Source organism: Streptococcus sanguinis, from assembly GCF_001078705.1.
In the GTDB taxonomy this organism is placed as follows: Bacteria; Bacillota; Bacilli; order Lactobacillales; family Streptococcaceae; genus Streptococcus; species Streptococcus sanguinis_D.
Genome location: NZ_CDMW01000001.1, coordinates 1,976,302 through 2,001,198, shown reverse-complemented (window position 1 = coordinate 2,001,198; position 24,897 = coordinate 1,976,302). Strand labels below are relative to the sequence as shown.

The 24,897-nt window shown below is 41.0% G+C and carries 28 protein-coding genes; 22 read left to right on the top strand and 6 right to left on the bottom strand.

Going from position 1 to position 24,897, the window contains the following annotated elements:
* Window positions 1-94 precede the first annotated feature (94 nt).
* Window positions 95-1,576 (bottom strand): AcpB/EbpR/MafR family transcriptional regulator, encoded by a 1,482-nt coding sequence (locus SSV_RS10075; protein WP_072074677.1) that lies wholly within the window; start codon window positions 1,574-1,576, stop codon window positions 95-97.
* Between the two features lie 293 nt (window positions 1,577-1,869).
* Between SSV_RS10075 and SSV_RS10070 the strand changes: the two genes are divergently transcribed.
* The 5 genes from SSV_RS10070 (at window position 1,870) to SSV_RS10050 (ending at window position 3,816) form a co-directional block, all read left to right on the top strand.
* Window positions 1,870-2,109 carry a GlsB/YeaQ/YmgE family stress response membrane protein gene (locus tag SSV_RS10070; protein WP_002899160.1) on the top strand — a complete coding sequence of 80 codons (240 nt, stop codon included), beginning with the start codon at window positions 1,870-1,872 and terminating at the stop codon, window positions 2,107-2,109.
* A gap of 56 nt (window positions 2,110-2,165) precedes the next feature.
* Window positions 2,166-2,747, top strand: coding sequence for an alkaline shock response membrane anchor protein AmaP (gene amaP, locus SSV_RS10065; protein ID WP_002893930.1), 582 nt, complete (start codon window positions 2,166-2,168; stop codon window positions 2,745-2,747).
* Between the two features lie 11 nt (window positions 2,748-2,758).
* Window positions 2,759-2,929, top strand: a complete 171-nt coding sequence (locus tag SSV_RS10060; protein ID WP_002899156.1) for a DUF2273 domain-containing protein — start codon at window positions 2,759-2,761, stop codon at window positions 2,927-2,929.
* A gap of 17 nt (window positions 2,930-2,946) precedes the next feature.
* On the top strand, window positions 2,947-3,537 hold the full coding sequence (locus SSV_RS10055; RefSeq protein ID WP_002928115.1) for an Asp23/Gls24 family envelope stress response protein: 591 nt from the start codon (window positions 2,947-2,949) through the stop codon (window positions 3,535-3,537).
* Between the two features lie 75 nt (window positions 3,538-3,612).
* Complete coding sequence (locus SSV_RS10050; protein WP_002899152.1) at window positions 3,613-3,816, top strand: CsbD family protein; 204 nt, start codon at window positions 3,613-3,615, stop codon at window positions 3,814-3,816.
* A gap of 113 nt (window positions 3,817-3,929) precedes the next feature.
* Here SSV_RS10050 and SSV_RS10045 read toward each other — a convergent pair whose 3' ends face one another.
* Window positions 3,930-4,988 (bottom strand): TIGR00341 family protein, encoded by a 1,059-nt coding sequence (locus SSV_RS10045; RefSeq protein ID WP_072074676.1) that lies wholly within the window; start codon window positions 4,986-4,988, stop codon window positions 3,930-3,932.
* A 933-nt stretch (window positions 4,989-5,921) separates the two neighbouring features.
* Between SSV_RS10045 and SSV_RS10040 the strand changes: the two genes are divergently transcribed.
* The 11 genes from SSV_RS10040 (at window position 5,922) to rpmH (ending at window position 16,813) form a co-directional block, all read left to right on the top strand.
* On the top strand, window positions 5,922-7,589 hold the full coding sequence (locus SSV_RS10040; RefSeq protein WP_072074675.1) for a ribonuclease J: 1,668 nt from the start codon (window positions 5,922-5,924) through the stop codon (window positions 7,587-7,589).
* 74 nt (window positions 7,590-7,663) lie between these two features.
* On the top strand, window positions 7,664-8,443 hold the full coding sequence (locus SSV_RS10035) for an alpha/beta hydrolase (RefSeq protein WP_072074674.1): 780 nt from the start codon (window positions 7,664-7,666) through the stop codon (window positions 8,441-8,443).
* Window positions 8,444-8,548: 105 nt separating this feature from the next.
* Window positions 8,549-10,003 carry a glutamate--tRNA ligase gene (gltX, locus tag SSV_RS10030; RefSeq protein ID WP_072074673.1) on the top strand — a complete coding sequence of 485 codons (1,455 nt, stop codon included), beginning with the start codon at window positions 8,549-8,551 and terminating at the stop codon, window positions 10,001-10,003.
* Between the two features lie 92 nt (window positions 10,004-10,095).
* A complete protein-coding gene (locus tag SSV_RS10025; protein WP_072074672.1) occupies window positions 10,096-10,731 on the top strand; it encodes a DUF6287 domain-containing protein in 636 nt (211 codons plus the stop codon).
* 175 nt (window positions 10,732-10,906) lie between these two features.
* The gene (locus SSV_RS10020) at window positions 10,907-12,106 is read left to right on the top strand and encodes an argininosuccinate synthase (protein WP_072074671.1); all 1,200 of its coding nucleotides are present in this window, start codon (window positions 10,907-10,909) and stop codon (window positions 12,104-12,106) included.
* A gap of 14 nt (window positions 12,107-12,120) precedes the next feature.
* Window positions 12,121-13,506: an argininosuccinate lyase gene (gene argH / locus SSV_RS10015; protein ID WP_072074670.1), complete on the top strand. Its 1,386-nt coding sequence runs from the start codon at window positions 12,121-12,123 to the stop codon at window positions 13,504-13,506.
* Window positions 13,507-13,653: 147 nt separating this feature from the next.
* The gene (gene rnpA, locus SSV_RS10010; RefSeq protein WP_002917781.1) at window positions 13,654-14,013 is read left to right on the top strand and encodes a ribonuclease P protein component; all 360 of its coding nucleotides are present in this window, start codon (window positions 13,654-13,656) and stop codon (window positions 14,011-14,013) included.
* The gene (locus SSV_RS10005; protein WP_072074669.1) at window positions 13,997-14,812 is read left to right on the top strand and encodes a YidC/Oxa1 family membrane protein insertase; all 816 of its coding nucleotides are present in this window, start codon (window positions 13,997-13,999) and stop codon (window positions 14,810-14,812) included. The genes rnpA and SSV_RS10005 overlap by 17 nt, the downstream gene beginning before the upstream one ends.
* Window positions 14,813-14,833: 21 nt before the next feature.
* On the top strand, window positions 14,834-15,859 hold the full coding sequence (gene jag, locus SSV_RS10000) for an RNA-binding cell elongation regulator Jag/EloR (RefSeq protein WP_002916591.1): 1,026 nt from the start codon (window positions 14,834-14,836) through the stop codon (window positions 15,857-15,859).
* 48 nt (window positions 15,860-15,907) lie between these two features.
* Entirely contained in the window at window positions 15,908-16,540 is a 633-nt protein-coding gene (locus SSV_RS09995; RefSeq protein ID WP_072074668.1) for a ribonuclease P, read from the top strand.
* A gap of 138 nt (window positions 16,541-16,678) precedes the next feature.
* A complete protein-coding gene (gene rpmH / locus SSV_RS09990) occupies window positions 16,679-16,813 on the top strand; it encodes a 50S ribosomal protein L34 (protein ID WP_002893904.1) in 135 nt (44 codons plus the stop codon).
* A 61-nt stretch (window positions 16,814-16,874) separates the two neighbouring features.
* On the opposite strand, the gene SSV_RS09985 is transcribed toward rpmH, so the two are convergent.
* Window positions 16,875-17,492, bottom strand: coding sequence for a helix-turn-helix transcriptional regulator (locus SSV_RS09985; protein WP_072074936.1), 618 nt, complete (start codon window positions 17,490-17,492; stop codon window positions 16,875-16,877).
* A 24-nt stretch (window positions 17,493-17,516) separates the two neighbouring features.
* On the opposite strand from SSV_RS09985, the gene SSV_RS09980 reads away from it, so the two are divergent.
* Both SSV_RS09980 and SSV_RS09975 read left to right on the top strand, forming a co-directional pair.
* Window positions 17,517-17,981: a pyridoxamine 5'-phosphate oxidase family protein gene (locus tag SSV_RS09980; RefSeq protein ID WP_072074667.1), complete on the top strand. Its 465-nt coding sequence runs from the start codon at window positions 17,517-17,519 to the stop codon at window positions 17,979-17,981.
* 11 nt (window positions 17,982-17,992) lie between these two features.
* Window positions 17,993-18,553 (top strand): DNA-3-methyladenine glycosylase I, encoded by a 561-nt coding sequence (locus SSV_RS09975; protein ID WP_072074666.1) that lies wholly within the window; start codon window positions 17,993-17,995, stop codon window positions 18,551-18,553.
* Between the two features lie 132 nt (window positions 18,554-18,685).
* On the opposite strand, the gene SSV_RS09970 is transcribed toward SSV_RS09975, so the two are convergent.
* From SSV_RS09970 to SSV_RS09960, 3 genes are read right to left on the bottom strand one after another with little or no spacing between them, the layout of a single operon-like run.
* A complete protein-coding gene (locus SSV_RS09970) occupies window positions 18,686-20,101 on the bottom strand; it encodes a DUF4153 domain-containing protein (RefSeq protein WP_072074665.1) in 1,416 nt (471 codons plus the stop codon).
* A gap of 2 nt (window positions 20,102-20,103) precedes the next feature.
* Window positions 20,104-20,322, bottom strand: a complete 219-nt coding sequence (locus SSV_RS09965) for a helix-turn-helix domain-containing protein (protein ID WP_072074664.1) — start codon at window positions 20,320-20,322, stop codon at window positions 20,104-20,106.
* A gap of 8 nt (window positions 20,323-20,330) precedes the next feature.
* Window positions 20,331-20,807 (bottom strand): DUF2975 domain-containing protein, encoded by a 477-nt coding sequence (locus SSV_RS09960; RefSeq protein WP_072074663.1) that lies wholly within the window; start codon window positions 20,805-20,807, stop codon window positions 20,331-20,333.
* A gap of 205 nt (window positions 20,808-21,012) precedes the next feature.
* Between SSV_RS09960 and SSV_RS09955 the strand changes: the two genes are divergently transcribed.
* The 4 genes from SSV_RS09955 to rnmV all read left to right on the top strand — a co-directional run bounded on the left by SSV_RS09955 (window position 21,013) and on the right by rnmV (window position 24,897).
* The gene (locus SSV_RS09955; protein WP_072074662.1) at window positions 21,013-22,095 is read left to right on the top strand and encodes an ArsR/SmtB family transcription factor; all 1,083 of its coding nucleotides are present in this window, start codon (window positions 21,013-21,015) and stop codon (window positions 22,093-22,095) included.
* Between the two features lie 131 nt (window positions 22,096-22,226).
* Entirely contained in the window at window positions 22,227-23,468 is a 1,242-nt protein-coding gene (locus SSV_RS09950) for an MFS transporter (protein WP_072074661.1), read from the top strand.
* Window positions 23,469-23,564: 96 nt separating this feature from the next.
* Window positions 23,565-24,335, top strand: coding sequence for a TatD family hydrolase (locus SSV_RS09940; protein WP_072074660.1), 771 nt, complete (start codon window positions 23,565-23,567; stop codon window positions 24,333-24,335).
* Complete coding sequence (gene rnmV, locus SSV_RS09935) at window positions 24,307-24,897, top strand: ribonuclease M5 (protein ID WP_176693598.1); 591 nt, start codon at window positions 24,307-24,309, stop codon at window positions 24,895-24,897. Before SSV_RS09940 ends, rnmV begins: the two co-directional genes overlap by 29 nt.

Below are 24,897 nucleotides of genomic sequence, written 5' to 3'. Positions count from 1 at the left end.
GTTAAATAGGGCTATGTCCTTTTTCTTCAAATTGCCCTAATAGATGAATAAAAACCGCTAGATTGCGGTTTTTTTGTTATCAAAATAGTCTAAATCACTCATCTAAGCGAATAAACATCATCGCGTTAAGTAAGGAGATGAGTGCGACTGTATTAATATTATTGGAATAGATAAGTCTCTTGTTCTCAATTGGTGGAATAATAAAATTAGAAATGATGATATCGTAAGGTGATTCTTTTAGAGAATCAATTGATAGTTCTAATTTATTCCAAACTTCAAGTTCAAAATTGTTACTGCAATAATAAGAAAGTGTCTCTGCTACCGATCTTGCATGATACTGATCAAAATTACTCATGACTAAAACCTTTAATTTAGGCTGATTTTGTAAAAGATTCAGCACTAAATGTTTGCTGTGAGTGATAAAAGTATAGGATAGATGGTTGACTTTCATTGGTGTGCTATGGATATCCAAAGTCTCTAGATAATGTTCAATCCCTTTTTTAATATCTGAAACAAATTGAGGGAAAATATTTTGAAAGTTCTTGATGGTATTCCCTTTTTGATCAAACAGAATAAATTCTGTAGATAGTTCCTGACGGTGCAGATGTGCTGTATTATGCAAATGCCAAATAAGATTGTCATTATTGTCTATTTTAAAATTATAATTGCTTTCTATCTGATCAATTAAATCACTTAATAATTGATACGAATTTTTTACATAGCTGTCTGTTTTTGCGCAGCTCATAAATAGATTTTCATCAATGAAAAACATTTTTTGAAAATAAGAGACAAATAGTTGGCCTATCACTTCTTTATTCAAAGAGATATGGTATTCAGAATCAAAGCTCGCTATAATGTCTTCGATTCCTTCTGCCTGCATGAAAGATTCTAACAATTGATTGTTAAAAGAATCTTTCTCAACTTCCAAGAAATGACCAAACTTTATTCGATATAAATTTGTAACCAGGAGCAACTTTAACATTCTGTGAGTTGCGAAATTGACAGGAAATGCAGTTTCTTTATAGACCAGTTCTAACAGCTTACACAAAGGTTCTACTGAAAAATCTGTAAATGGCCATTCAAGAAAATAATATTTTTCTGAAAAATACTGTGCAAAAAAATAACGGATATCAATCTCATCTCCAATAATCCGAGCAGGATTGAGACTAATTTTAAAATTATATTGTTTTTTTATAATTTTGTTAATGTGACTGATTATACGATAGAGTGAGGAAGAGCTTATATAAAACTCTTTACAAATACTCTCAGTTTCATATCCTTCGTTAAAGAAGATGAATTCTAAAATTGAAAAATGGGTTGAATGCTTAAAAAAATGGTGATAGACCATCTCAATATCACTATCATCGGTATTAATGATACGTATGCCATTAGTAGAAGAGTGAAAAATCAATTCAGGAAACGCAGACTTGACATGGGACAAATCATCTTTTACTGAGCGTTCCGTACAATTCAATAGTTCAGCCAGTTCAGAAATATGAAACCAGCGTTTGTTTTTAAATAGTAGTTCTAATAGTTCTAATTGCCTGTGGCTCTTTTTAGACAGTAATTCTCGCATTAAAATATTATCTTTCTTTATATAGTGTTTTTATTATCAGGCAATTATACCATATTTTATGCATTTAACCTCGTTTAACAACTCTAAAATATATCTAAAAATGCTGATAAAAACCTATAGAACAAGGAATTATTATTTTTGCGTATCTATAGTACATATAAACGGAAAGAAAACCAAGTTGAATTATTATGTTTCCAAGTTGGAAAATTATATAATTATGTTAATCAAAAAATAATAGTAAAAAATATTATTAAACAATTTTGATTTAGAAAAAATTAGAAAGGAGAATCAATATGCTTTGGTCTATTATTGTTGGAGGAGTTATTGGTCTTATTGCTGGATCAATCACTAAAAAAGGCGGCTCAATGGGTGTTATTGCAAACGTTGTTGCAGGTTTAGTTGGTTCTGCTGTCGGTCAGTCACTTTTAGGAACTTGGGGTCCTAGTTTGGCTGGTATGGCCTTGCTTCCTTCTATCATTGGTGCAGTTATTGTAGTAGCTGTTGTATCATTTTTTGTAGGTAAAAAGGCATAAATTGTCTTTTTGCTTTTCAAAATACAATTTAAAATTTAATGATGTGAGGATTCAATATGTCAAAATCAAGAAAAATACTTTCCCTTATTTTCTGTATTTTAATCTTGACAATTTTGATTCCTGTTTTGCTAGACTTTCATAAAGTCAGCGGTCTGGGGCTCCAGTTATTTAGCTGGAAGTTATTCACTTGGAAGCAGATTCCTTTTGTGGGCTACTATCTTTCTAGGTATGTTTTCTGGGGCACTGTGGTTTTAGCAAGCTTAATCTTACTACTGATGTTAGTGATAGCTTTTTATCCTAAGAGACGTTTGGAAATTCAGCTAGCTGATGCGGATGGGAAACTGATGCTGAAAAATTCAGCGATTGAAGGGTTTGTTCGTAGTCTGTTAACAGAACACGGTTTAATTAAAGATCCTACAGTTTCAGTAAATAGCCGTAAAAACAAATGCATGGTTTCCGTTAAAGGGGCAATCGTTCCTTCGGAAAACATCATCAAGAGAAGTCAGTTGATTCAAGAAGAAATTGCGTCTGGATTGACAGAATTCTTCGGAATCAATCATAATGTCAAGCTTAAAATCTCTGTCTCAGACTTCAAGCCAAAAGAAGCGGCTAAAAAAACTACTAGTCGTGTAAAGTAAGGAAGTAAAAAATGGAATGGTTTAAAAAATATCAATATCCAATCTTGTCTGGATTAGCAGGCATTATTCTAGCGTGTTTTATCCTATCCTTTGGCTTCTTTAAGACTCTATTTGTCTTGATTTGCGCTACTCTAGGGGCAGGAATCGGATATTATATTCAAAACAAAAATATATTTAAATAAGAATAAAGGAGTTTAACATGTCAAATAAAGATGTTAAAGATGTTGCTAAAAAAGAAGTTGCTCAAGCAGCTCACGAAGTAAAAGGTGAATTGACTTACGATGATAAGGTCATTCAAAAAATTATCGGTATCTCTTTAGAGAAAGTTTCAGGCTTGCTTGCTGTTGATGGTGGCTTCTTCTCTAACTTAAAAGATAAAATTGTCAATTCTGACAACGTGACTCATGGCGTTAACGTTGAAGTTGGTAAAGAACAAGTAGCTGTTGACTTGAACGTAGTTGTGGAATATCAAAAGAATGTTCCTGCATTATACGAGGAAATCAAAAAAGTTGTTGTAGAAGAAGTTTCTAAGATGACTGATTTGGAAGTTGTTGAAGTAAATGTTAATGTTGTTGATATTAAAACGAAAGAACAACACGAAGCGGATTCAGTGAGCCTTCAAGACCGAGTGACAGATGTTGCTGAATCAACAGGTGAATTTGCTTCAGAGCAATTCGAAAAAGCAAAATCTGGCATTAGCGGTGGCTTCTCAGCTGTTCAAGAAAAAGTTGGCGATGGTGTAGAGGCTGTTAAAGACGCTGCATCAAATGAAAAAGCTCGCGTTCGTTAATTCTCTCACTGAGGTTAGGAATTCTTATATTCTTTCATTCTTTAAAAATTGAAACTAACAACGGAGGTATCAAATATGTCTACAGAAGAAAAATTCAACCAAGCTAAAGGTTCTGTTAAAGAAGGCCTAGGCAAATTAACTGGTGATAAAAAAACAGAAAAAGAAGGAGCTGCTGAAAAAGTAGTTTCTAAAGTTAAAGAAGTTGCAGTAGATGCCAAAGATGCTGTTGAAGGTGCAATCGAAGGCGTTAAAAACATGGTTAAAAAAGACGATAAATAAAACCAATAGTTGATTTTCCTTATAAAAAAGTCTTTGTTAACTATAGTAACTAAAAAGAGAGAACATTTAATCCTGTTCTCTCTTTTTTGTGTATTTGACTAGGAAAATTGTTCTTACTCTTTGTTTTTAGTTGGAGTTTCTTTCTTCTCCTTCTCCTTATCAATTTTTTGAAGTTCATGGTCATTTTTATATTGAATAATATACTCGACGATGTCTTTTTCGGTCAATCGATCATTGGATAATTGTGAAATTTGAATTGAAATATTTTTCAAACCATAATCGTTTTGTTTACTAAGAATTTCTTTCAATTCTTCATCTGAAAGATAGTTTCCTGAAATAGTTAACTTTAAAGTATTATCGTCTTTGTCATAGTTCTTTTTTAGGATTGTGTTGTCTTTAAACTGATCAGATAAGTATTTATTTATAGATTCATTGATTAAGGTCTCTCTCACTAAGGTAGTCGCTGAAACCAAACTTGGAATAATAAGAATAAGCGAAACTAGAATTAATATTTTTCGCATTTTATAGGCTTCTTGATTATGTTTAATATAATGATTTTTCACCATAGTTAAGCTCGTTCCTATGTATGTAGCAAGCATAATAAAACTACAGTTAATGAAAAATAAGTAGGATGCTCCTAACATAAACTCAAAGTTTCCCGTTGCTATAGCATAGCCGACAGTACATACTGGGGGCATAAGAGCTGTTGCGATAGCAACTCCAGGTACAATGTTATTTGCTTCTTTTTTTCGTGCTCCAATAACTCCAGCTACCCCACCCACAAAAGCTATAACTACATCCCAAATTGTTGGTGAAGTTCTGGCAATAATTTCTGAACTTGCATAAGAAATTGGAGAAATAAAAAAATAAATCGTAGATGCTAAGAGGCTTAACAAAACTTGAATAGAAAGAATTTTAAATGACTTTCTGAGCAGTTTCATATCTAGTATTGCTAATGAAAAACCAATTCCAATAATAGGTGTCATTAATGGAGAAATCAACATTGCCCCAATGATAACTGGAGTGGAATCCATGTTTAAGCCAATAGATGCAATCAACATTGCACATAACAAGGTAGCTAAATCGCTTCTTGATAAATCTAAATCATCATAGAGCTTATCTCTAAATTCAGCTAAAGAATAAAGTTTATCCTCTTTTAAAATTTTTCTCATAATAGTATTCCCCTTATTAAAGTCCTCTAAATTATAAATTCATGCAAAGCAATGAATGAAATAAGTAATATTCCAAATGAAATACCGGAAGAAGTATACAACCGCTATTTATTTTAACATAAAAAATTACGATTAGAATCTAATTTCTGAGAAGAGGTTTCTTAACATTCTTACTGGATTGAAAAAGCAACACATACTGAATTATTAATCGAATAACAAAACAGCATCTAGTTTGACAGCCTTTTTTCTTTGTGTAACTACTTTTTCGAAAATCTTAAAATATTTTTGTATTTTTAATGTGTAAACGCTTGCAAAAATCTGGATAGAGTACTATAATAGAGTTAAGGAAATAGAAAGAAAGGAAACCAAATTCATTCGCTTTTAAGTTTACTTTGTTGGTATAGTTGTTTGTAATACATAAGTAGTTGCTTTACTTGACATATTGGTTGAATTGTCAGACAGGCCTGCTTAGCTTGCCTGATTGTAACGATAGTATAGAAAGTAGAAGCTTTTAGATGGTTTTCAAACTTCGAGAATTCAATCAATAGTGCTTTATTATGTTATAGAGATTTCCAATGCTAAGATAAAAAGAAAATCATTAGCGGTTGAAGGAATTAAAAGTTTATAAAAAATAATAAAAACAATAAATAAAAAATTGTTATTCAGTTACACTTTGGATGAACTGATTGCTCTCATACCAGCGAAGTAAACCAGACCTCTAGCCGAGTAAAGCTAGAGGTCGTTTTTTGTAGCCAAGGGCGCTAAGAAGGCACACTTGACTTTGAAAAAACATGAAAAAATGCTATAATAGGTTAGATATGCAAACCTAAGGTTTGCAAGACTGTAATTCGACTTGGCTAGCCAAGGACCGTTAGTAATAAAATAAAGAATCTTTGATAAAAGTGAGGTTCTGAAAATTGAATAGGAGAAAAAATGAGCAAGAGCAATATTAAACTGATTGCTTTAGGCGGCGTACGTGAAAATGGTAAAAACCTCTATGTTGCCGAAGTGGATGATTCCATTTTTGTATTGGATGTTGGGCTGAAGTACCCAGAAAATGAGCAGTTGGGTGTGGATTATGTCGTTCCCAACATGGACTATTTGTTTGAAAATAAGAAGCGGATTGCGGGTGTCTTTCTGACGCACGGACACGCAGATGCGATTGGTGCTCTGCCTAATCTTTTAGCAGATGCGAAGGTGCCGGTTTTCGGATCAGAGTTGACGATTGAGCTGGCTAAGCTATTTGTCAAAAACAATGATGTAGTTAAGAAGTTCAATGATTTCCATGTGATTGATGAAAATACCGAGATTGAATTTGGCAAAACCGTAGTTTCCTTCTTCCGGACGACCCACTCGATTCCTGAGAGTTTGGGAATTGTCATCAAGACCAGAAAAGGCAGTATCGTTTATACAGGTGATTTCAAGTTTGACCAGTCTGCCAGCCCATCCTATGCGACAGACTTTGGCCGTCTGGCTGAGATTGGCCGCGAGGGTGTTCTGGCCTTGCTCAGTGATTCAGCCAATGCGGACAGTAGCGTTCAGGTAGCTAGCGAGAGCGAGGTCGGCAAGGAAATCGAAGATACGATTGCTGACTGGGATGGCCGCGTGATTGTTGCGGCGGTTGCCAGCAACTTGTCTCGTATCCAGCAGGTCTTTGATGCAGCTGCAGAGACTGGCCGTCGAGTGGTTTTGACAGGCTTTGATGTTGAAAATATCGTTCGTACGGCTATCCGCCTCAAGAAGCTGTCCTTGGTGGACGAACGCCTTTTGATCAAGCCTAAGGAAATGTCTAAGTTTGAAGACCATGAGTTGATTATCTTGGAGACTGGCCGGATGGGTGAGCCTATCAATGGCCTGCGTAAGATGTCAATCGGCCGCCACCGCTATGTGGAAATCAAGGAAGGAGATTTGATTTACATCGTAACAACGCCTTCTATTGCCAAGGAAGCGGTCGTGGCTCGTGTAGAAAATATGATTTATCAGGCTGGGGGGATTGTCAAGCTGATTACCCAAAACCTGCGGGTTTCGGGTCACGCAAATGCGCGTGATTTGCAGCTCATGATTAACCTGCTGCAGCCTAAGTACCTCTTCCCTATTCAGGGTGAGTACCGCGGATTGGATGCTCATGCTAAGGCTGCCATGGAAATTGGCATGCTGCCGGAAAATATCTTCATTCCTAAGCGTGGCAGCATCATGGAATACGACCATGGTGATTTTGTGCCTGCTGGTGCAGTATCAGCTGGAGATGTCATGATTGATGGGAATGCGATTGGTGATGTAGGCAATATCGTCCTGCGCGACCGCAAGGTCTTGTCTGAAGATGGTATTTTCATCGTAGCACTCACGGTTAACCGTAAGGAAAAGAAAATCATTTCCAAGGCTAAAGTACACACCCGTGGATTTGTCTATGTCAAGAAGAGCAGAGATATTCTGCGTGAGAGCTCTGACCTTATCAATAAAACCGTGGAAGACTATCTGGCGCAGGATAGCTTTGACTGGGGTGAGCTGAAGGGTGCTGTCCGTGACAGTCTGGCCAAATATCTCTTTGACCAAACCAAGCGTCGCCCAGCTATTTTGCCGGTTGTTATGGAAGTGCGGTAAAAATCTGAACACAAATACAAGAAAAGTCGGGCTTCGGCTTTTTCTTGTCAGGAAGATACGAAGGAGAAATGCGAATGGCAGTGATGAAAATAGAGTATTATTCTGAGGCTTTGGAGATGGAATGGGGCGTTAATGTCCTCTATCCGGATGCAGCTCGCGTAGACAAGCCGGATGATAAGGACATTCCTGTTTTGTACCTGCTTCATGGTATGAACGGGAATCACAATAGCTGGCTCAAGCGCTCAAATATTGAGCGTCTAGTTCGCTCGACCAACTTGATTGTTGTCATGCCTAATACCAGCAACGGCTGGTACACCGATACTCAGTACGGTTTTAACTATTACGAAGCCATCGCTGAGGAGCTGCCTCGGGTGCTCAAGCGCTTTTTCCCAAATATGTCAGATAAGCGGGAGAAGAATTTTATCGCTGGTCTTTCCATGGGCGGATACGGAGCCTTTAAGCTGGCTCTCAAGTCTAACCGCTTTTCATACGCGGCAAGTCTTTCTGGAGCTTTGAGTTTTCTTGATGCTCGTCCAGATAATGCTGAGCTGGCAACACCAGCCTATTGGCGAGGAGTTTTTGGAGACTATAAAGACTGGACTAGCAGCCCTCACTCGCTGGAAAGTATAGCCAAGCAATCTGATAAAAAGACCAAGCTTTGGGCTTGGTGTGGCGAAGAGGATTTTCTCTACAAGGCCAATCAGGAGGCAGTGAAAAACCTGCAAGACTTGGGCTTGGAGATTACTTACAGCCACAGTCCAGGTAAGCATGAGTGGTATTACTGGGAAAAGCAGATGGAGAATGTACTGGCCTGGATTCCTATTGACTTCCAGCTGGAAGAGCGCCTGTCGTAAAAATAGATTGTAAAGTCGTATTCTGCCCTCAGAGTATGATATAATGATTACGTTTGAAAATCGGAGTGGGAATGATTCCCCGAATACAAATAGGAGAATGGAACTTTGACAAAAGCGATTCGAGTGCGTTATGCACCAAGTCCGACTGGACTATTACACATCGGAAATGCGCGGACTGCGCTCTTTAACTACCTCTATGCTCGTCATCATGGCGGGACCTTCATTATCCGTATCGAGGATACAGACCGCAAGCGCCATGTAGAAGACGGGGAACGCTCGCAGCTTGAAAACTTACGCTGGCTGGGTATTGACTGGGATGAAAGTCCTGAGACTCATGAGAACTACCGCCAGTCTGAGCGCTTGGATATTTACCAAAAATACGTCAATGAACTCTTGGAAAAGGGCTTAGCTTACAAGTCCTATGTGACTGAGGAAGAATTAGCGGCTGAACGTGAACGCCAGGAAGCAGCTGGTGAAACACCGCGTTATATCAATGAGTTTCTAGGCATGTCAGAGGAAGAGAAAGCAGCCTACATCGCTGAGCGCGAAGCAGCGGGGATCATTCCGACGGTTCGTCTGGCTGTCAATGATGCTGGTGTCTACAAGTGGACTGACATGGTCAAGGGCGAAATTGAGTTCGAAGGTGGCAATATCGGTGGCGACTGGGTTATCCAGAAGAAAGACGGCTACCCAACTTATAACTTTGCTGTGGTTATTGATGACCATCTGATGGAAATTTCGCACGTTATTCGTGGAGATGACCATATTGCTAACACACCTAAGCAGCTCATGGTTTATGAAGCTCTAGGCTGGGAAGCTCCAGAATTTGGGCACATGACCCTGATTATCAACTCTGAAACAGGTAAGAAACTGTCCAAGCGCGATACCAATACCCTCCAGTTCATCGAGGATTACCGCAAGAAAGGCTACCTACCAGAAGCAGTCTTTAACTTTATTGCACTGCTGGGCTGGAATCCTGGTGGCGAGCATGAGATTTTCTCTCGCCAAGAATTGATTGAGCTCTTTGATGAAAAACGTCTCAGTAAGTCCCCAGCTGCCTTTGACCAGAAGAAGCTGGACTGGATGAATAACGAATACATCAAGAATGCAGATTTTGACACAATCTTCGCTCTAGCTAAGCCGTACTTGGAAGAAGCGGGCCGTTTGACAGATAAGGCAGAAAAGCTTGTAGAGCTCTACAAACCACAAATGAAGTCTGTAGATGAAATCGTGCCTCTGACAGACCTCTTCTTTGCCGACTTTCCAGAGTTGACAGATGCGGAGCGTGAGGTCATGGCTGGCGAAACGGTACCGACAGTGTTGACAGCTTTCAAAGAAAAGCTAGAAGCAATGTCTGACGCAGATTTTGTGACGGAGAATATCTTCCCGCAGATTAAGGCAGTTCAAAAAGAGACTGGTATCAAGGGTAAAAATCTCTTTATGCCGATTCGGATTGCCGTTTCTGGTGAAATGCATGGACCAGAGCTGCCAGATACCATTTACCTGCTAGGTCGTGAAAAATCTATCCAGCATATCGAAAACATGCTAAATCAAATTTAATAAGATAAACCAGCTTTCGAGCTGGTTTTTACTTTGCAAATTTTTGTTTTTATGTCACAATTGTAATAAGAAAATACCTTAAGGAGAGAGAAATGAAAAAATGGATCATTATCTTGGTTGGAGGGCTAGTAGCCATACTCGTGCTAGTAACCTGTAACCAAAAGAAAGAGCAGACGAATCCTGCTTCCAACAATTCTAAAGCAAGTTCAACTAGCTCTGCATCTTCTAAAAAGTCTGAAAGAGGGTCCAATTCGAGCGAACTTGATGGTCAAGCGGACAATCAGGAAACTTCTGATACAGGCTCTCAGCAGAATTCGGAAACTGAAGCTGAAAAGTCTGCCAAGGAAACTAGCAAAGGAGAGAAAGATACGGCATCAACTTCTAGTTTGGATATGAAGGCTATTGCTTCTGGAGATTTTTCCAGCATGATTGGTACTTGGCAGGATGCCAAAGGGAACAGTTATACATTTGATGCGTCTGGTATCGACTCAGATGTTGCCAAGCTTGAGACAGGAGATTACTCCGGGCCAGATGAAAATGGGATTTACCGAGCAGGGATTCGTTGGAAAAACCAAACCGGTGCTGCCTTTCTCATCATTCCAGCAGGAAAGAGTCTGCCAGCTGGGGAGACTGTCAATGGGACGGATCCGACTGATACCAGTCAAGATCGTTTCATCATCACCCAGAGTGTTTCCGAACATCCCGATGTTTTTTACCGTGTAAAATAAGGAGTCTTGACAGACTCTTTTTTTCTTATTTTGAGTTCAGTATATAATATGTTGATTTTGAATAAAAATTGATAAAACGTTTTTATTTTAATAAATATTAAATTTCCTCTTGACATTCGCATTTTCATACAGTAGAATGTTTAAAAATAAAATGTAGAAGGATAGAGGTAATCGCATGGTTAAAGAAAAAGTCATTTTAGCGTATTCCGGCGGTTTGGACACTTCGGTGGCTATTACTTGGCTGGACAAGGATTATGATGTGATCGCGGTCTGTATGGACGTAGGTGAAGGAAATGATTTGGATTTCATTCATGACAAGGCGCTGAAAGTTGGCGCTATCGAATCACATGTTATTGATGTTAAAGACGAGTTTGCAGAAGACTACGTCTTGGTTGCTCTGCAAGGACACACCTTCTACGAACGAAAATATCCTCTAGTGTCCGCTCTGAGCCGACCTTTGATTTCTAAGAAATTGGTTGAAATTGCCCACAAGACGGGGGCGACAACCATTGCCCATGGCTGTACGGGAAAAGGAAACGATCAGGTTCGTTTTGAAGTGGCTATCGCCTCCTTGGATCCCAGTCTCAAGGTCATCGCTCCGGTTCGGGAGTGGAAATGGTCTCGGGAAGAAGAAATTAATTATGCTAAAGCTAATGGTGTGCCAATTCCTGCAGATCTGGATAGTCCTTACTCAGTCGATCAAAACCTTTGGGGACGAGCCAATGAGTGCGGAGTCTTGGAAAACCCTTGGAATGAAGCCCCGGAAGATGCCTATGATTTGACGGTTGCGCCAGAAGCAGCGCCAGACAGCCCAGTCTATGTAAATATTGACTTTGAGGCAGGCGTGCCAGTTGCTTTAGATGGCAAAAAGATGAAGCTGGCGGACTTGATTCTTGAGCTGAATGACTTGGCAGGACAACACGGTGTTGGACGGATTGACCATGTGGAAAATCGTCTGGTAGGGATTAAGTCTCGGGAAATCTATGAATGCCCTGGTGCGGTGACTCTCTTGGCTGCCCACAAGGAAATCGAGGATCTGACTCTAGTCAGAGAATTAGCTCATTTCAAACCGATTATCGAAAACGAACTGTCCAATCTCATCTATAATGGCCTCTGGTTTAATCCAGCGACAGAAGCTCTGATTGCCTATCTCAAGTCCACCCAGCAGGTGGTCAATGGCACAGCTAAAGTGAAGCTTTATAAGGGGTCTGCGACAGTCGTAGCGCGTAAGTCTGCTAATTCTCTCTACGACGAAAGTCTGGCTACCTATACCAGTGCAGATACCTTTGACCAGGATGCCGCGATTGGCTTTATCAAGCTATGGGGGCTTCCATCTAAGGTTCACGCAGAGGTTCAGGCCCACAAGGACAAATAGAAAGGGGCTTTCCTATGGCGAATCATAAACTGTGGGGCGGACGTTTTGAAGCCTCTCTGGAAGGCTGGGTAGAGGAGTTTGGTGCCAGCATTGGCTTTGACTATCGTCTGGCTCCTTATGATCTGCAGGACAGCCTAGCCCATGTCAAAATGCTGGGGCAGACAGGAATCATTGCTCCAGAGGAAGCAGCTGCTATTCAGGCAGGCCTAGAAAAGCTGTTAGCACGTTATGAGGCTGGAGAGCTTGAGTTTGATGTGCGTAATGAAGATATTCATATGAATATGGAATCTCTTCTGACCGAGGAGATTGGGCCAGTAGCCGGTAAGCTTCATACGGCTCGCTCCCGTAATGACCAGGTGGCGACAGATATGCACCTTTATCTTAAGGATCAGCTCGGTCAGATTGCGGATAAACTCTTGAATCTGCGTCAGGTGCTATTGGACTTGGCTGAGGAGCATGTGGAGACCATCATGCCAGGCTATACCCATCTGCAGCATGCCCAGCCGATTAGCTTTGCCCATCATCTGCTGGCCTATTATCAGATGTTCAGCCGGGATAGTCAGCGCTTTGCTTTTAATCTGGAGCATACGGATTTGTCTCCTTTAGGAGCAGCCGCTCTGGCGGGTACAACGTTTCCGATTGACAGGGAGCTGACGGCTGATTTATTGGGCTTCAAAGGACTTTACCACAATTCCTTGGATGCGGTCAGCGATCGGGACTTTATCTTGGAGTTTCTATCTAACAGCAGCATTCTCATCATGCATCTGTCTCGTCTCTGCGAGGAGCTGATTAACTGGTGCAGCTATGAATACGGCTTTGTCAGCCTGTCAGATACCTTTAGCACTGGCTCTTCCATCATGCCGCAAAAGAAAAATCCGGACATGGCGGAGCTGATTCGGGGCAAGAGCGGCCGGGTCTATGGGCATCTCTTCAGCCTTCTGACGGTTATGAAATCCCTGCCCTTGGCCTATAATAAGGACCTGCAGGAAGACAAGGAAGGTATGTTTGATACAGTAGATACCATCCAAAAATCGCTGGATATTATGGCGGGTATGCTGTCTAGTATGACTGTAAACAAAGAAAAAATGCTGGTTTCAACTCAGCAGGATTTCTCCAATGCGACAGAATTGGCTGACTATCTGGCCAAGAAAGGACTGCCTTTCCGGGAAGCCCATGAGATTGTCGGAAAGTTGGTACTGGAATGCAGCAAGGCAGGCTATTATCTACAGGATATTCCGCTGAGTCGCTATCAGGAAGTGTCGTCGCTGATTGAGGAAGACATTTATCAAGCGCTTGATTCGCAGACTGCTGTACAAAAGCGGAATTCCCTTGGCGGGACTGGATTTGCACAGATCCGTCAGGAGTTGGAACGGGCTAAGAAACAGCTGGAAAAGGAATAAGATATAGGGAACATCGCAAGGAATTGCGGTGTTTTTTAAGTGAATCGACCTTTTAAATATTTGCAAAAACAGCGTCATAGCGGCTCTTATTGGCATTTTCGAAAAATATGGTATAATAGATATAATTTTGGTGGATGGAGTTGAGTTTTGAGAAAAAACTATCGCGTCAAGAGCGAAAAAGATTTTAATGCGATTTTTAAAAGAGGACAGAGTTTTGCTAATCGAAAATTTGTCGTTTACATGTTAGAAAAAGAGCAAAAGCATTTTCGAGTTGGAATTTCCGTCAGTAAAAAGCTAGGGAATGCAGTGGTTCGTAATCGTATTAAAAGAAAAATCCGCCATGTCTTGATGCAGCATCAAAAACAGTTAGTTCAGGCAGACTTCGTCGTTATCGCTCGCAAGGGAGTAGAGGAGTTGGACTACCACCAAGTTGAACAAAATTTATTGCATGTGTTGAAAATTGCTAAACTTTATCAGGAAGGATTCATTTGTGAAACAGAAAAGTAAATTAGGGATTTTGCTGGTTGCCTCGCTGATCTTCCTCACAGCCTGCGGAACCAGTCAAGTAACAGCCGATTCAAATGGCTTCTGGGAGAAGCTGGTCTATTTCTTTGCCGACACCATTCGTTTTCTATCCTTTGGTGGAAGCAAGGGGATTGGGATTATTCTCTTTACCTTGATTATCCGAACAGTTCTCCTGCCAGTCTTCCAATTCCAGACGACTTCTTCTCGCAAGCTGCAGGAAGTACAGCCGCATATCAAGCAACTGCAGGAAAAGTATCCTGGTAAGGATATGGAGAGCAGAACAGCCTTGGCTGAGGAAACTCAAAAGCTCTACAAAGAAAAGGGTGTCAATCCCTATGCCTCATTCATTCCGCTCTTTATCCAGATGCCGGTGCTCTTGGCTCTGTTTCAAGCCCTGACTCGGGTTGAATTTATGAAAACAGGTCACTTCCTCTGGCTCAATCTAGGAGCGACAGATCCGACCTTTATTCTTCCCCTGTTGGCAGCTCTCTTCACTTTCTTCAGTACGTGGCTTTCAAACAAGGCCTTGCCTGAGAGAAATGGCGGTATGACAGTCATGATGTACCTGATGCCAGTGATGATTTTCTTTTTTGCCCTCTATGCAGCGAGTGGGGTAGCCCTCTACTGGGCGGTCTCAAATGCTTATCAGGTGGTTCAGACCTTGCTGCTGAGCAATCCTTTTAAAATCATTGCTGAGCGGGAAGCCAAGGAACGGTCAGAGCGTCAATTGGAACAGAAAAAGAAACGTGCCCTGAAAAGAGCACAGAAAAAGAAAAAGTAAGTAAGAAGGAGGACTCTTGCAATGGTTATTTTTACAGGAGCAAGTGTTGAAGAAGCCATTCAAAATGGTTTGAAAACGTTGGATATTCCACGTATGAGAGCGCATATCACTGTTATTTCACGTGAGAAAAAAGGCTTTTTAGGCTTGTTTGGCAAGAAGCCAGCTCAGGTGGATGTCGAGCCGATTGCTGAGACGACAGTTGTCAAGGCCAATCAAAAGGCTGTAAAAGGTGTTCCCGAAGAGATTAATGCTCAGAATGAGCCTGTGCAGTCTGTCAGTGAAGCAACGGTTGATTTGGGCCGTGTGGTAGCTGCCATCAAGAAGGTCGAAGGAGAAGGAGAAGTTATCTCGGATGAGGTCAAGGCTGAAATTCTCAAAAATGACAAGCAAGCCAATACGATTTTAGAAGAGACTGGCACTATTGATCTTCTCAAGACCAATCAGGCTATTGATGAGTCAATTGCTCAAGCAGAAGCGGACGATAGCAAGGTTATCTCTTTTGAACAAGCGGCTAAAGACAAGGCTGAGCCAACAGAAACAGAAGAAAGCTCTTTTGCTGACTTAGGCATCCAAGTCGAAGCAGACTACGATATTGAAGAAGTAGTTGAAAACGTAACGAACTATGTTCAGAAAATCGTTGATGAGATGGATGTTGAAGCGGGCATTTCCAGCAGCCACAACCGCCGAACTATCAACATGCAGATTGATACCAATGAACCGGGGCGCGTGATTGGCTACCACGGAAAAGTCTTGAAAGCTCTGCAGCTCTTGGCGCAAAACTATCTTTATAACCAATATTCTAAGAGCTTCTACATTTCTATTAATGTGAATGATTATGTTGAGCATCGGGCTGAAGTGCTGCAAAGCTATGCGCAGAAATTGGCTCAGCGGGCCTTGGAAGACCGACGCGGTCAGCACACAGACCCTATGTCTAACAGCGAGCGCAAAATTATCCACCGCATCATATCTCGCATCGATGGCGTGACTAGCTATTCCGAAGGCGACGAGCCAAACCGCTATGTCGTTGTGGATATTGACAGCGAATAAAAAGAAAGCCAGCAGAGATGCTGGTTTTTGCATATAGAAAGGATTTTTATGTCACTTTTTCCAGCTATTGAAAGTTATCTGCCTCATCAAGGGGCTAAGTATATGTCTCCAGATAAAGCAGGGCAGCTGCGTGAGTCTATGTTGGAGTTGAGAGCTAAGGGCCAGGCGGCACGAAAGGAGTTTGCGGCACTAGTCAAGGATTTTCAGAGCCTCTATCCTAAGCTGACCTTGGAGCGAACCAGCCAGTGGATGAATCAGGCGCAGATACTGCGGCCCCATTTTTGGAATTATCTTAAAGGCTATGGAGAAATTACTGAGCCAATGTTTGCTCTGCGCTTGTATGGAACTGCGGAAGATTTTGGAGTGTCGCTGGAAGTGAGCTTCATGGAGCGCAAGAAAGATGAGCACAGCCTCAGCAAGCAAAATCGGGTCTTGGAGCTACCTATTCAGCCGCCGGCTTACTATTTTGCTCAGATAGATGGTGTGAGTCAGCGCTTTGAAGGAACAGAGGAAAATCGCCAGTTCCTTACTCAGCAGCTGACGGTTGGTCAAGTTCGTAAGGTCTTGATCAAATACGATATTCCCCTTTCTCAGGCTCCTTCAAGAGAGCAAGTGCTGTCCCAGCTGCAGGAGGCCATGACAGCCTTGATTCCCTTTTATGAAGCGACTCGGGCTTTATGATTACGTTTACAAAGAGAAAGTTATTTAAGTAAGTATTGACAAAAGCCCCAGAATCATATAGAATAGTAAAGTATGTTTAGTAACTGATCACAACTAGCCGGCTAAACGAATACAAGAATCTAAGAGGAGGTATTCATCGTGAAACGTACTTATCAACCAAGTAAAATCCGTCGTGCGCGTAAACATGGTTTCCGCCACCGTATGTCAACTAAAAACGGTCGTCGTGTATTGGCAGCTCGCCGTCGTAAAGGACGCAAAGTTTTGGCTGCTTAATCCAAACGATTTATCAAGAAACCAGCGGAGACTCGAGACCACTGGTTTTTTTGTGTTAAATTCACGGGTAAAATTCAATAGACTGGCAGGAAAGTTCCTCTTTTTGGCCAGTGTCTTTATTTATGACCTCTGCATACCAATCCCCTTTGTGGCTAAATAGTTTGACAAATTGAACCTGAAGAGACTGCTGATTATACTTAATTGGAAAAAATTCTTCCTGCCTGTGCAATAAAATATCGAGAATTATTCGCAACTGAGAGTTGTTGATTGCCTTTCTGACTTCTGGTTGAAGGATCTTCTCAATTTTTGCAATCTTGCTTAACTGCTGTTCTGAAATCGAGTTTTCAAATTTTTCTTTTAATTTTTGCAAATCTATATCAAAAGGGCACATATTGTAGTTTTCCAGAGTCAGCATGGAAAAATATAAGGCAGAAATTTCATCTATGGAGAAAATAATAGGAGATAACAAGTCGTTGCTAAGAATTTTATAACTGCCATTCCGGCCTAAGTCAGAATAAATTGGAATGCCTAGCGTTTCAAGGCTGGCAATATCACGAAGGGCAGTGCTTTTTGAAATGTGATATCGATTCATAATATCTTTTAGATTGAATCGTCTTTTCTTATTGAGAAAAATAAGCATATCGTTAATTCTTTGAGATTTATTCATGCTAAACTCCATATTTTTATTAAATGGTTTCAAAAAATGATACCTTTTTATATTATACTAGTTTTAGAGAAAATAATAAAGGAGTCAAATATGAATCAATATTTTAAGGCCTTATTGGCAGAACAGACAGAAATGGCTCTAGCTACTTCTGTAAAGGATATCCCAAATGTAAGAATTGTCAATTTTTACTATGATGAGGAGACAAAGAAATTGTTCTTTATCTCATTTAAAAATAGTCATAAAATCCAAGAGTTGGCAATCAATAATCGTATTGCTCTTACAACAGTCCCGAAAGGTGATGGGAGGTATGTCCGGATTCAAGGAAGAGTCAAAGAAAGCCAGCTTTCTATTGAGGATATAAGAAGCGTTTTTGTCCAGAAGTATCCTTATTATCAAGCTATTATTGAGCAGCATAGCAACTCCTTGCAACTTTTTGAAGTCTCTTTTTCTGATGCTGTCTTGGTCTTAGATAATAATCAAGTTGAGAAAATCAAACTATAAGGAGAAAATAGATGGTTGAGATAAAAAGATGCGACTGGGCTGAAAATAGTGAGCTTGAGAGAAATTATCATGACCATGAATGGGGGCGACCTGTGCATGACGAGCATAAACTCTTTAAAATGTTGATTTTGGAAGGTCAGCAGGCGGGCTTGAGCTGGCAAACTATTTTGTCAAAAATGCATGCTATGACAGAGGCTTATGAAAACTTCAATCCTGAAATAGTCTCCAACTATGACGAGCAGAAGATTGAAGAATTGCTTAGTGATCAAAGAGTGATACGAAATAGGCTAAAAATAAAGGCAGTTATAAAAAATGCTAACGCCTATTTAAAGCTAAAAGAAGAATATGGTAGTTTGGATTCTTATATTTGGTCTTTTGTAAAGAATGAACCGATTGTCAATTCGTGGTCCAGTATTGAAGAGGTACCCGCTCGAACAGATCTATCCGATAAAATTAGCAAAGAACTCAAAAAGAAAGGTTTTTCTTTTGTTGGTTCTACGACCATATATGCTTTTATGCAATCCATTGGCATGGTCAATGATCATTTACTGACCTGTGGTTTTAGGATATAATCATTTTTTCTTTGAATTAGAAGAATGAGCGGTCTATTATTGAATGCCGGTAAATGATATAAAAAAGAAGAATAAAACCAGAAAGAAACTGATTTTCTTTCTGGTTTTTTGTGTATAGTTAAGTACAGTTGCTTATTTTGCCACTGGTAAAAGCATTGGATACAGATAGCAGAGCAAGGTAAAGCTTATCAGAGCATAAAAGATACCAATGCGAATAGCTTGGATAGGTTTGTAGAAGCGAATCAGGGTCAGTAGGCACCAGACTAATAGAACTAGGATGAACCATGCTGAGATCAAGCGCAGCGGTGTTGGTCCATAAAGGTAGATGTAGATGCCAAATAATTTCCAGCCAGCTAGCAAGGCCAGCAGACCCGTAAAGATAAAGAGGATAGTAGCTGCGAATCGCGTCCCTTTTTGATCCCAGAGTGGCTTTTTGGCAATCAGATAGAAGACACCTAGAACTGCAAAGTTAAGGATAGACACCCGAACCAGCTGCCAGAAGCCAGCTACGGCAACAGTCGAAGCATTCTGCGGAGAAATCGCTTGAGCTACTGTTCCAGCACTTAGTAACTGACCGAGCTCAGTCAGGCCAGTCAGGAAGAAGACAGCATAGGTCAGACAGAGGCTGCCGATGATAATGTAGGCTGCGAAAGCGGGTGCTACTCGCAAAGGGCGGATACTTGCTTGGAATTTTTTGTAGCTAAGTTTAGTATCTTTTTTGCCTAACAGACTGCCGGCTAGGAGGCCGTACAAGTAGAGACTGACAGGGATAGCCAGGCAGGCCTTGAATAGAATCATGCTGCTATCGAGACTTGAAAAGAGGGAGTCAAGTAGATTCTCAATAACATCAGCGGTATTGCTGAAGAAAGAGGCAAAGCTGTCTGAAACCTGACTCAGCTGGGACCAGACAAAGTAGACCAAGATTCCCGCGACAAAGAAGCTACTGACAATAATAGCGAGCTGTTGGGCTTTCTTTGAAGATATACTTTCAGAGTTGTCGGAAGAGTCCTTCTGCTTGCCTTCTATAAAGACTAGAATAGCAGCAATGAAATTTTTAAAGGGCAGGATGCAGAAGGCTTGAATGGCATCAAACCAGACCAGGATCCCCAAACGCCCCTGACTTAACCATCCGGTGCGGGACAGAATGTAGAAGGCGAATGAGATGTGGATTGCTAGAAATTGGAAAAATTCTAGCTGGCGATGAAGCCCCCAGAGACTTAAAGCTAGGGCTTGAGCTAGCGTCATAATCAGAAAGCTTCTAGCCTCTAATCTGCTGTCAAGATTCTTTATCTGCAGTGATGGATAGGCCAATTTCCTGATTAGGGTTTCGCATAATAATATAAGGCCGATTGCAAACGGGAAAAAGGATGCAGTTTGATAATTAAAAAATACTGCAGAGTAAAAGTATGTTAAAAGATAGAGGATTAGATAGCTGATTTTAAAGAATCGCAGTTGCTTGTCCTCTAGGCCTGTGAAGATGGTCTGTCGTTCTGCTTCTGCGGGCAGACAAGGCTGGACATTCATCTCTTCTTGTGCTGGATATTCCATAATTATTTCTCCTCCTCATCGTCAGGGATATACTCCAAAATATCGCCAGGCTGGCAGTCTAGTTCACGGCAGAGAGCGTTGAGTGTTGAAAAGCGGACAGCCTTAGCTCGATTATTTTTTAGGATAGATAGATTGGCTGGTGTTAGGTCAATCAACTCTGCTAAACGGCCAGCACTGATGCGCTTTTTCGCCATGACAAGGTCTAAATTTATCTGAATCATAAGACCTCCTAAATAGTGTAGTCCACTTGATCCTGCAGCTCAATGGCCTTGCCAAAAGCATTGCGGATGACACGGATAATCAGGGTCAAGATACTGCAGGAAACAGTGACTAAGAGCATGGGCAAATAGGCTGTCAGTCCCATAAAGAGGGAGATAAGAGCGACAGTGCCGACTTCCCAGCCAAGATAGCGCATGTACTGAACATTTTGTGTGATAAAGACCTGATTTTTACCGATGCGGCTAAGGAGCCGATAGAGATGGACAATGCAGGCCAGAGCTAGGCAGCCTAGGACATAGCCGAGCAGCAGCAAGATCCAAAAGCGCATCTCCCCTTGAAAGAAAGGAGAGGGAAATTCGATAACTAGATTGACGACCCAAGGTCCTAGGGCTATCAGTATAATGGAAGCAATAAATAAAAGGCTGATACTGATTTTTGTAAGAATGATGCTCATATCTTCAGCAGTCTTTTTCATTTTGTCTGTCATAATTTCCTCCGACTAACGATTCATTTCTTAGTAACTATAACACGGATATTATCGATAATCAATAAAAAACTATCGAAAAAAGATAAAATCGGTCTTAAGGACTAGATGGAAGTTTCTAAAAAGTTCTTATTATATAGAGATGGATTTCTTATCAGGAGATGAACAGAGCAGAAGACGATGAATATTTCGCCTGATTTTTGGTATAATGAAAAACAGGAATTGTATACTCTTTCTGGTCAGAAGCGGAGTATGTGCAAGGAGGGAAGAATCTGTGGGTGTAAAACTTGTTCATTATCGTAGTAAGTTATATGAATTTCTCATGGTGCCTGCCATCGTTTCAAGGGTTGATAAACATATGTGGAAGGATTTACGGCAGAATCAAAAGGAGCGGCTTCTTGATGTACAGCCGCACTATGATAAGCTCTATCAGGATTTACTTCCCTTGAAGAGAGAGCTTGTTGCGGTTAGTTTGTTTGAAGGAGCTACAGTGGGACTGGCTCCGCTCCTCTACCTATACTTGCTAGAAAAAGGAGAAGATCCGGCCAATTTGCATGACTTGTTAGAATGTCTGAAAAAACTAGACGCAGAGCAAATCATCTATTGCTTATCACTTAAGCTTTCTGCTGGGGAAGTTACCAAGGAACGTCCTGAGGATCTGCTACCTCTTATAGAGAATAGTGACAAGTCTCCGGAAAAAAAATGGTACTGGTACCAAGCTATTCAGCATCCAGAGAAGCTTCGGGACCAATTAGTTTCCTTGTTGGAAAGAGTGTTCGAGCTCTATCAGCCTATTTATGAGCAGTTTGAGCAAGAAGTACTAGCTTTTGAAAAAGAATTTAGCCTATCTGATGTGATGGATGATGAAGAACAGAATGCCAAGCTTCTTGAAAAGGACACACAAGTCTTTGTTCTGTCACCCATGTTTATTGACTCTTTTCTCGAAAAGGTTCCTGATTTCACTTCCTATTCCTTAGTCCTTTCGACGAGAAGTTCCCAGTTATCAAAGGCGGAATCGGAGCTTAACGATGAAACATTGGCTCTGACCTTAAAAACTCTTGGAGATGAAACCCGCTATAAAGTCTTGATTGAATTGATTCAACCGCATGCCAAGAATAAAGATATAGCTAAAAAACTAGGGCTTACAAGAGCCTCTATCTCATTCCATACGCAGAAGCTGCTAAATTCTGGCTTGCTGGAGCTTGTGATGGATGATGATTCTGTAAAATACACGGTCAATAAAGAACTGATTCGAAAGATTATGGAGAAGTTCAAACAGGACCTAACATAGTTTCAGAAGACCTGGATTCATTCTAGGTCTTCTTTTTTGTTAAATAATTATATAATAAAAATTTGACAAATGACTAATTTATTGTTAGGATTTGTTAAACAAAAATCTAACAAGAGTAAAGGAGATGTCGTATGATTGCTTTTGCAAAAAACAAAAATTTTCGCCAGTTGCTTATCAATCAATGGATTTCAGGTTTTGGAGACATTGTTTTTTATTTGGCTTTGATGAACTATGTCTCCGCTTATTCTTTTGCTCCACTTGCGGTTTTATTGATTTCTCTTTCTGAAACGCTACCTCAGTTAATTCAAGTTTTTACTGGAGTTGCGGCGGACGTTCAGAAGAATCGTATTCATAAATACCTGCTTATACAGTTTAGTAAGGTATTCTTATATAGCTTGGTAACGTTTTTGCTGCTTGGACAAGATTTCTCTTTCTTGATTCTGCTTGTGATTTGCTTGATTAACTTTCTGTCGGATAGTTTGAGTTATTTTTCAGGGGCCATGCTGACCCCAGTTTATGTAAAGATGATTGAGCAAGATATGACCTCTGCAATGGGCTTTCGGCAGGGTAGTATGAGTCTGGTTCATATTTTGGGGAATCTAGCTGGCGGTTTTCTCATCGCTTGGTTGAGTATCGGAGCTTTGGCAGGACTAAATGCTCTGACATTCTTGCTAGCTTACATAGGTTTTTGGCACATTAGTAAAAGCTTACAGGACTTAGAACCGGAGCTCAGCAGTGCCAAGGAGCTAAATAAAGAGAATTATTGGCAGCATTTATTGGATTCTCTTAAAGTCTTGCTTGGATTGAAAAACGTTGTGAGATTGTTATTGGTTTCAACCTTTGGGCAGGTTACTCTGAATATTCTGACGCCAGTAGCGACTCTTTTATTGCTGAAAAGGCCTTTTTGGAATTTGCAGGTCGGTCAGTCCATTGCCATGTTAATTATTCTAAGTTCCGCTGGTCTAATCTTAGGGAATATTTTGAGTGGCAGTTTGTTGAAAAAACTTTCGACTAAGCTTGCTATGTATAGTAGCCAAGTATGTGAAGGTTTTATTCTTTGCGGTTTTTTCTGGCAAAACTTTTTACTTGTCCTGATAGCAAGCTTTGCTTGCTCTGTTACAGTCGGTCTGCTGAGTCCTAGATTGCAGAAATCTGTCTTCAGCCTAATACCAGAAGAGTCCATGGGAGCCATCCAGTCGGCTATTAATCTATTTAGCATGGCTGTTCCGAGTGTTTTATCCATGCTGTTAATAGCTCTTGCCAGCAGTTTGGGGGTTATTTATATTCTCCTCCCGCTTGTGTTAATGCTGGTACTGTCTTTCTACTTAATTATTCCAATGGAGAACTTGAAGGCAGATTCGGATAGCTGTTGAATGGCAGCTATCTTATTTTTTCTGCTTTGAAGAGACTTCTGATTTTTCAGGTCATTTTTGGTATAATGAAAAACAGGAAAGACAAGGAAGTAAAACATGAAGATTTTTGATACACACACGCATTTAAATGTGGAAGAATTTGCTGGTCGAGAGGAAGAGGAGCTGCAGCTGGCTGCAGAAATGGGCGTCAGCAAAATAAATATTGTCGGTTTTGACCGACCGACCATTGAGCGCGCCCTGGAGCTGGTAGATTGCTATGATCAGCTTTATGCTACGATTGGCTGGCATCCGACTGAGGCGGGGACTTATAATGAGGCGGTGGAAGCCTATCTGCTGGACAAGCTTCGTCACCCCAAGGTGGTGGCTTTGGGCGAAATTGGGCTGGACTATCACTGGATGACAGCGCCCAAGGATGTTCAGGAGCGGGTATTTCGCCGCCAAATCCAGCTCTCTAAAGAGCTAAACCTGCCCTTTGTCGTTCACACACGTGATGCTTTAGAAGACACCTATGAGATTATCAAGAGTGAGGGTGTCGGCCCTAAGGGCGGTATCATGCACTCTTATTCCGGTTCTTTGGAAATGGCAGAGCGCTTTATCGAGCTAGGGATGATGATTTCCTTTTCTGGAGTCGTTACCTTTAAAAAAGCTACGGAAATTCAGGAGGCTGCGCAGAATCTGCCTTTGGACAAAATCATCGTCGAGACGGATGCGCCTTACTTGGCGCCTGTTCCCAAGCGTGGCCGAGAAAACAAAACAGCCTATACTCACTATGTTGTAGAGAAAATTGCTGATCTGCGTGAGCTGACTGTCGAAGAAGTAGCGCAGGCGACCTATGATAATGCAAAGAAGGTGTTTGGGCTTGATTGAGAAGATAAAAATCCCTCAGGTGCTTGTCGTTGAAGGCAAGGATGATACAGCCAATCTTCAGCGATTTTACCAAGTTGACACTTACGAGACGAGAGGTTCCGCCATTAATGAAGAAGATCTAGAGCGGATTGAGAAACTGCACCAGCTGCGTGGTGTTATTGTCTTTACCGATCCAGATTACAATGGCGAGCGTATCCGTCGAATGATTATGGAGGCTGTGCCAACTGCTCAGCATGCCTTTCTCCGCCGTGATGAAGCGGCTCCTAAGTCTAAGAACAAAGGTAAATCGCTTGGAGTAGAACACGCTTCATTTGAGGATTTACAGCAGGCGTTAGCTGGGCTGGTCGGATATTTCGATGATGAGGATAATTTTGACATCACTAAAAGTGACCTCGTGCGACTGGGTTTGCTTATGGGAAGTGACAGCCGTCAGCGCCGAGAGTATCTGGGTGAAGAGCTCCGTATCGGCTATTCTAACGGCAAGCAGCTGCTTAAACGCTTGGAATTGTTTGGGGTGACTTTGGCGGAAGTGGAAGAAGCCATGCTCAAATATTCAGTCTAA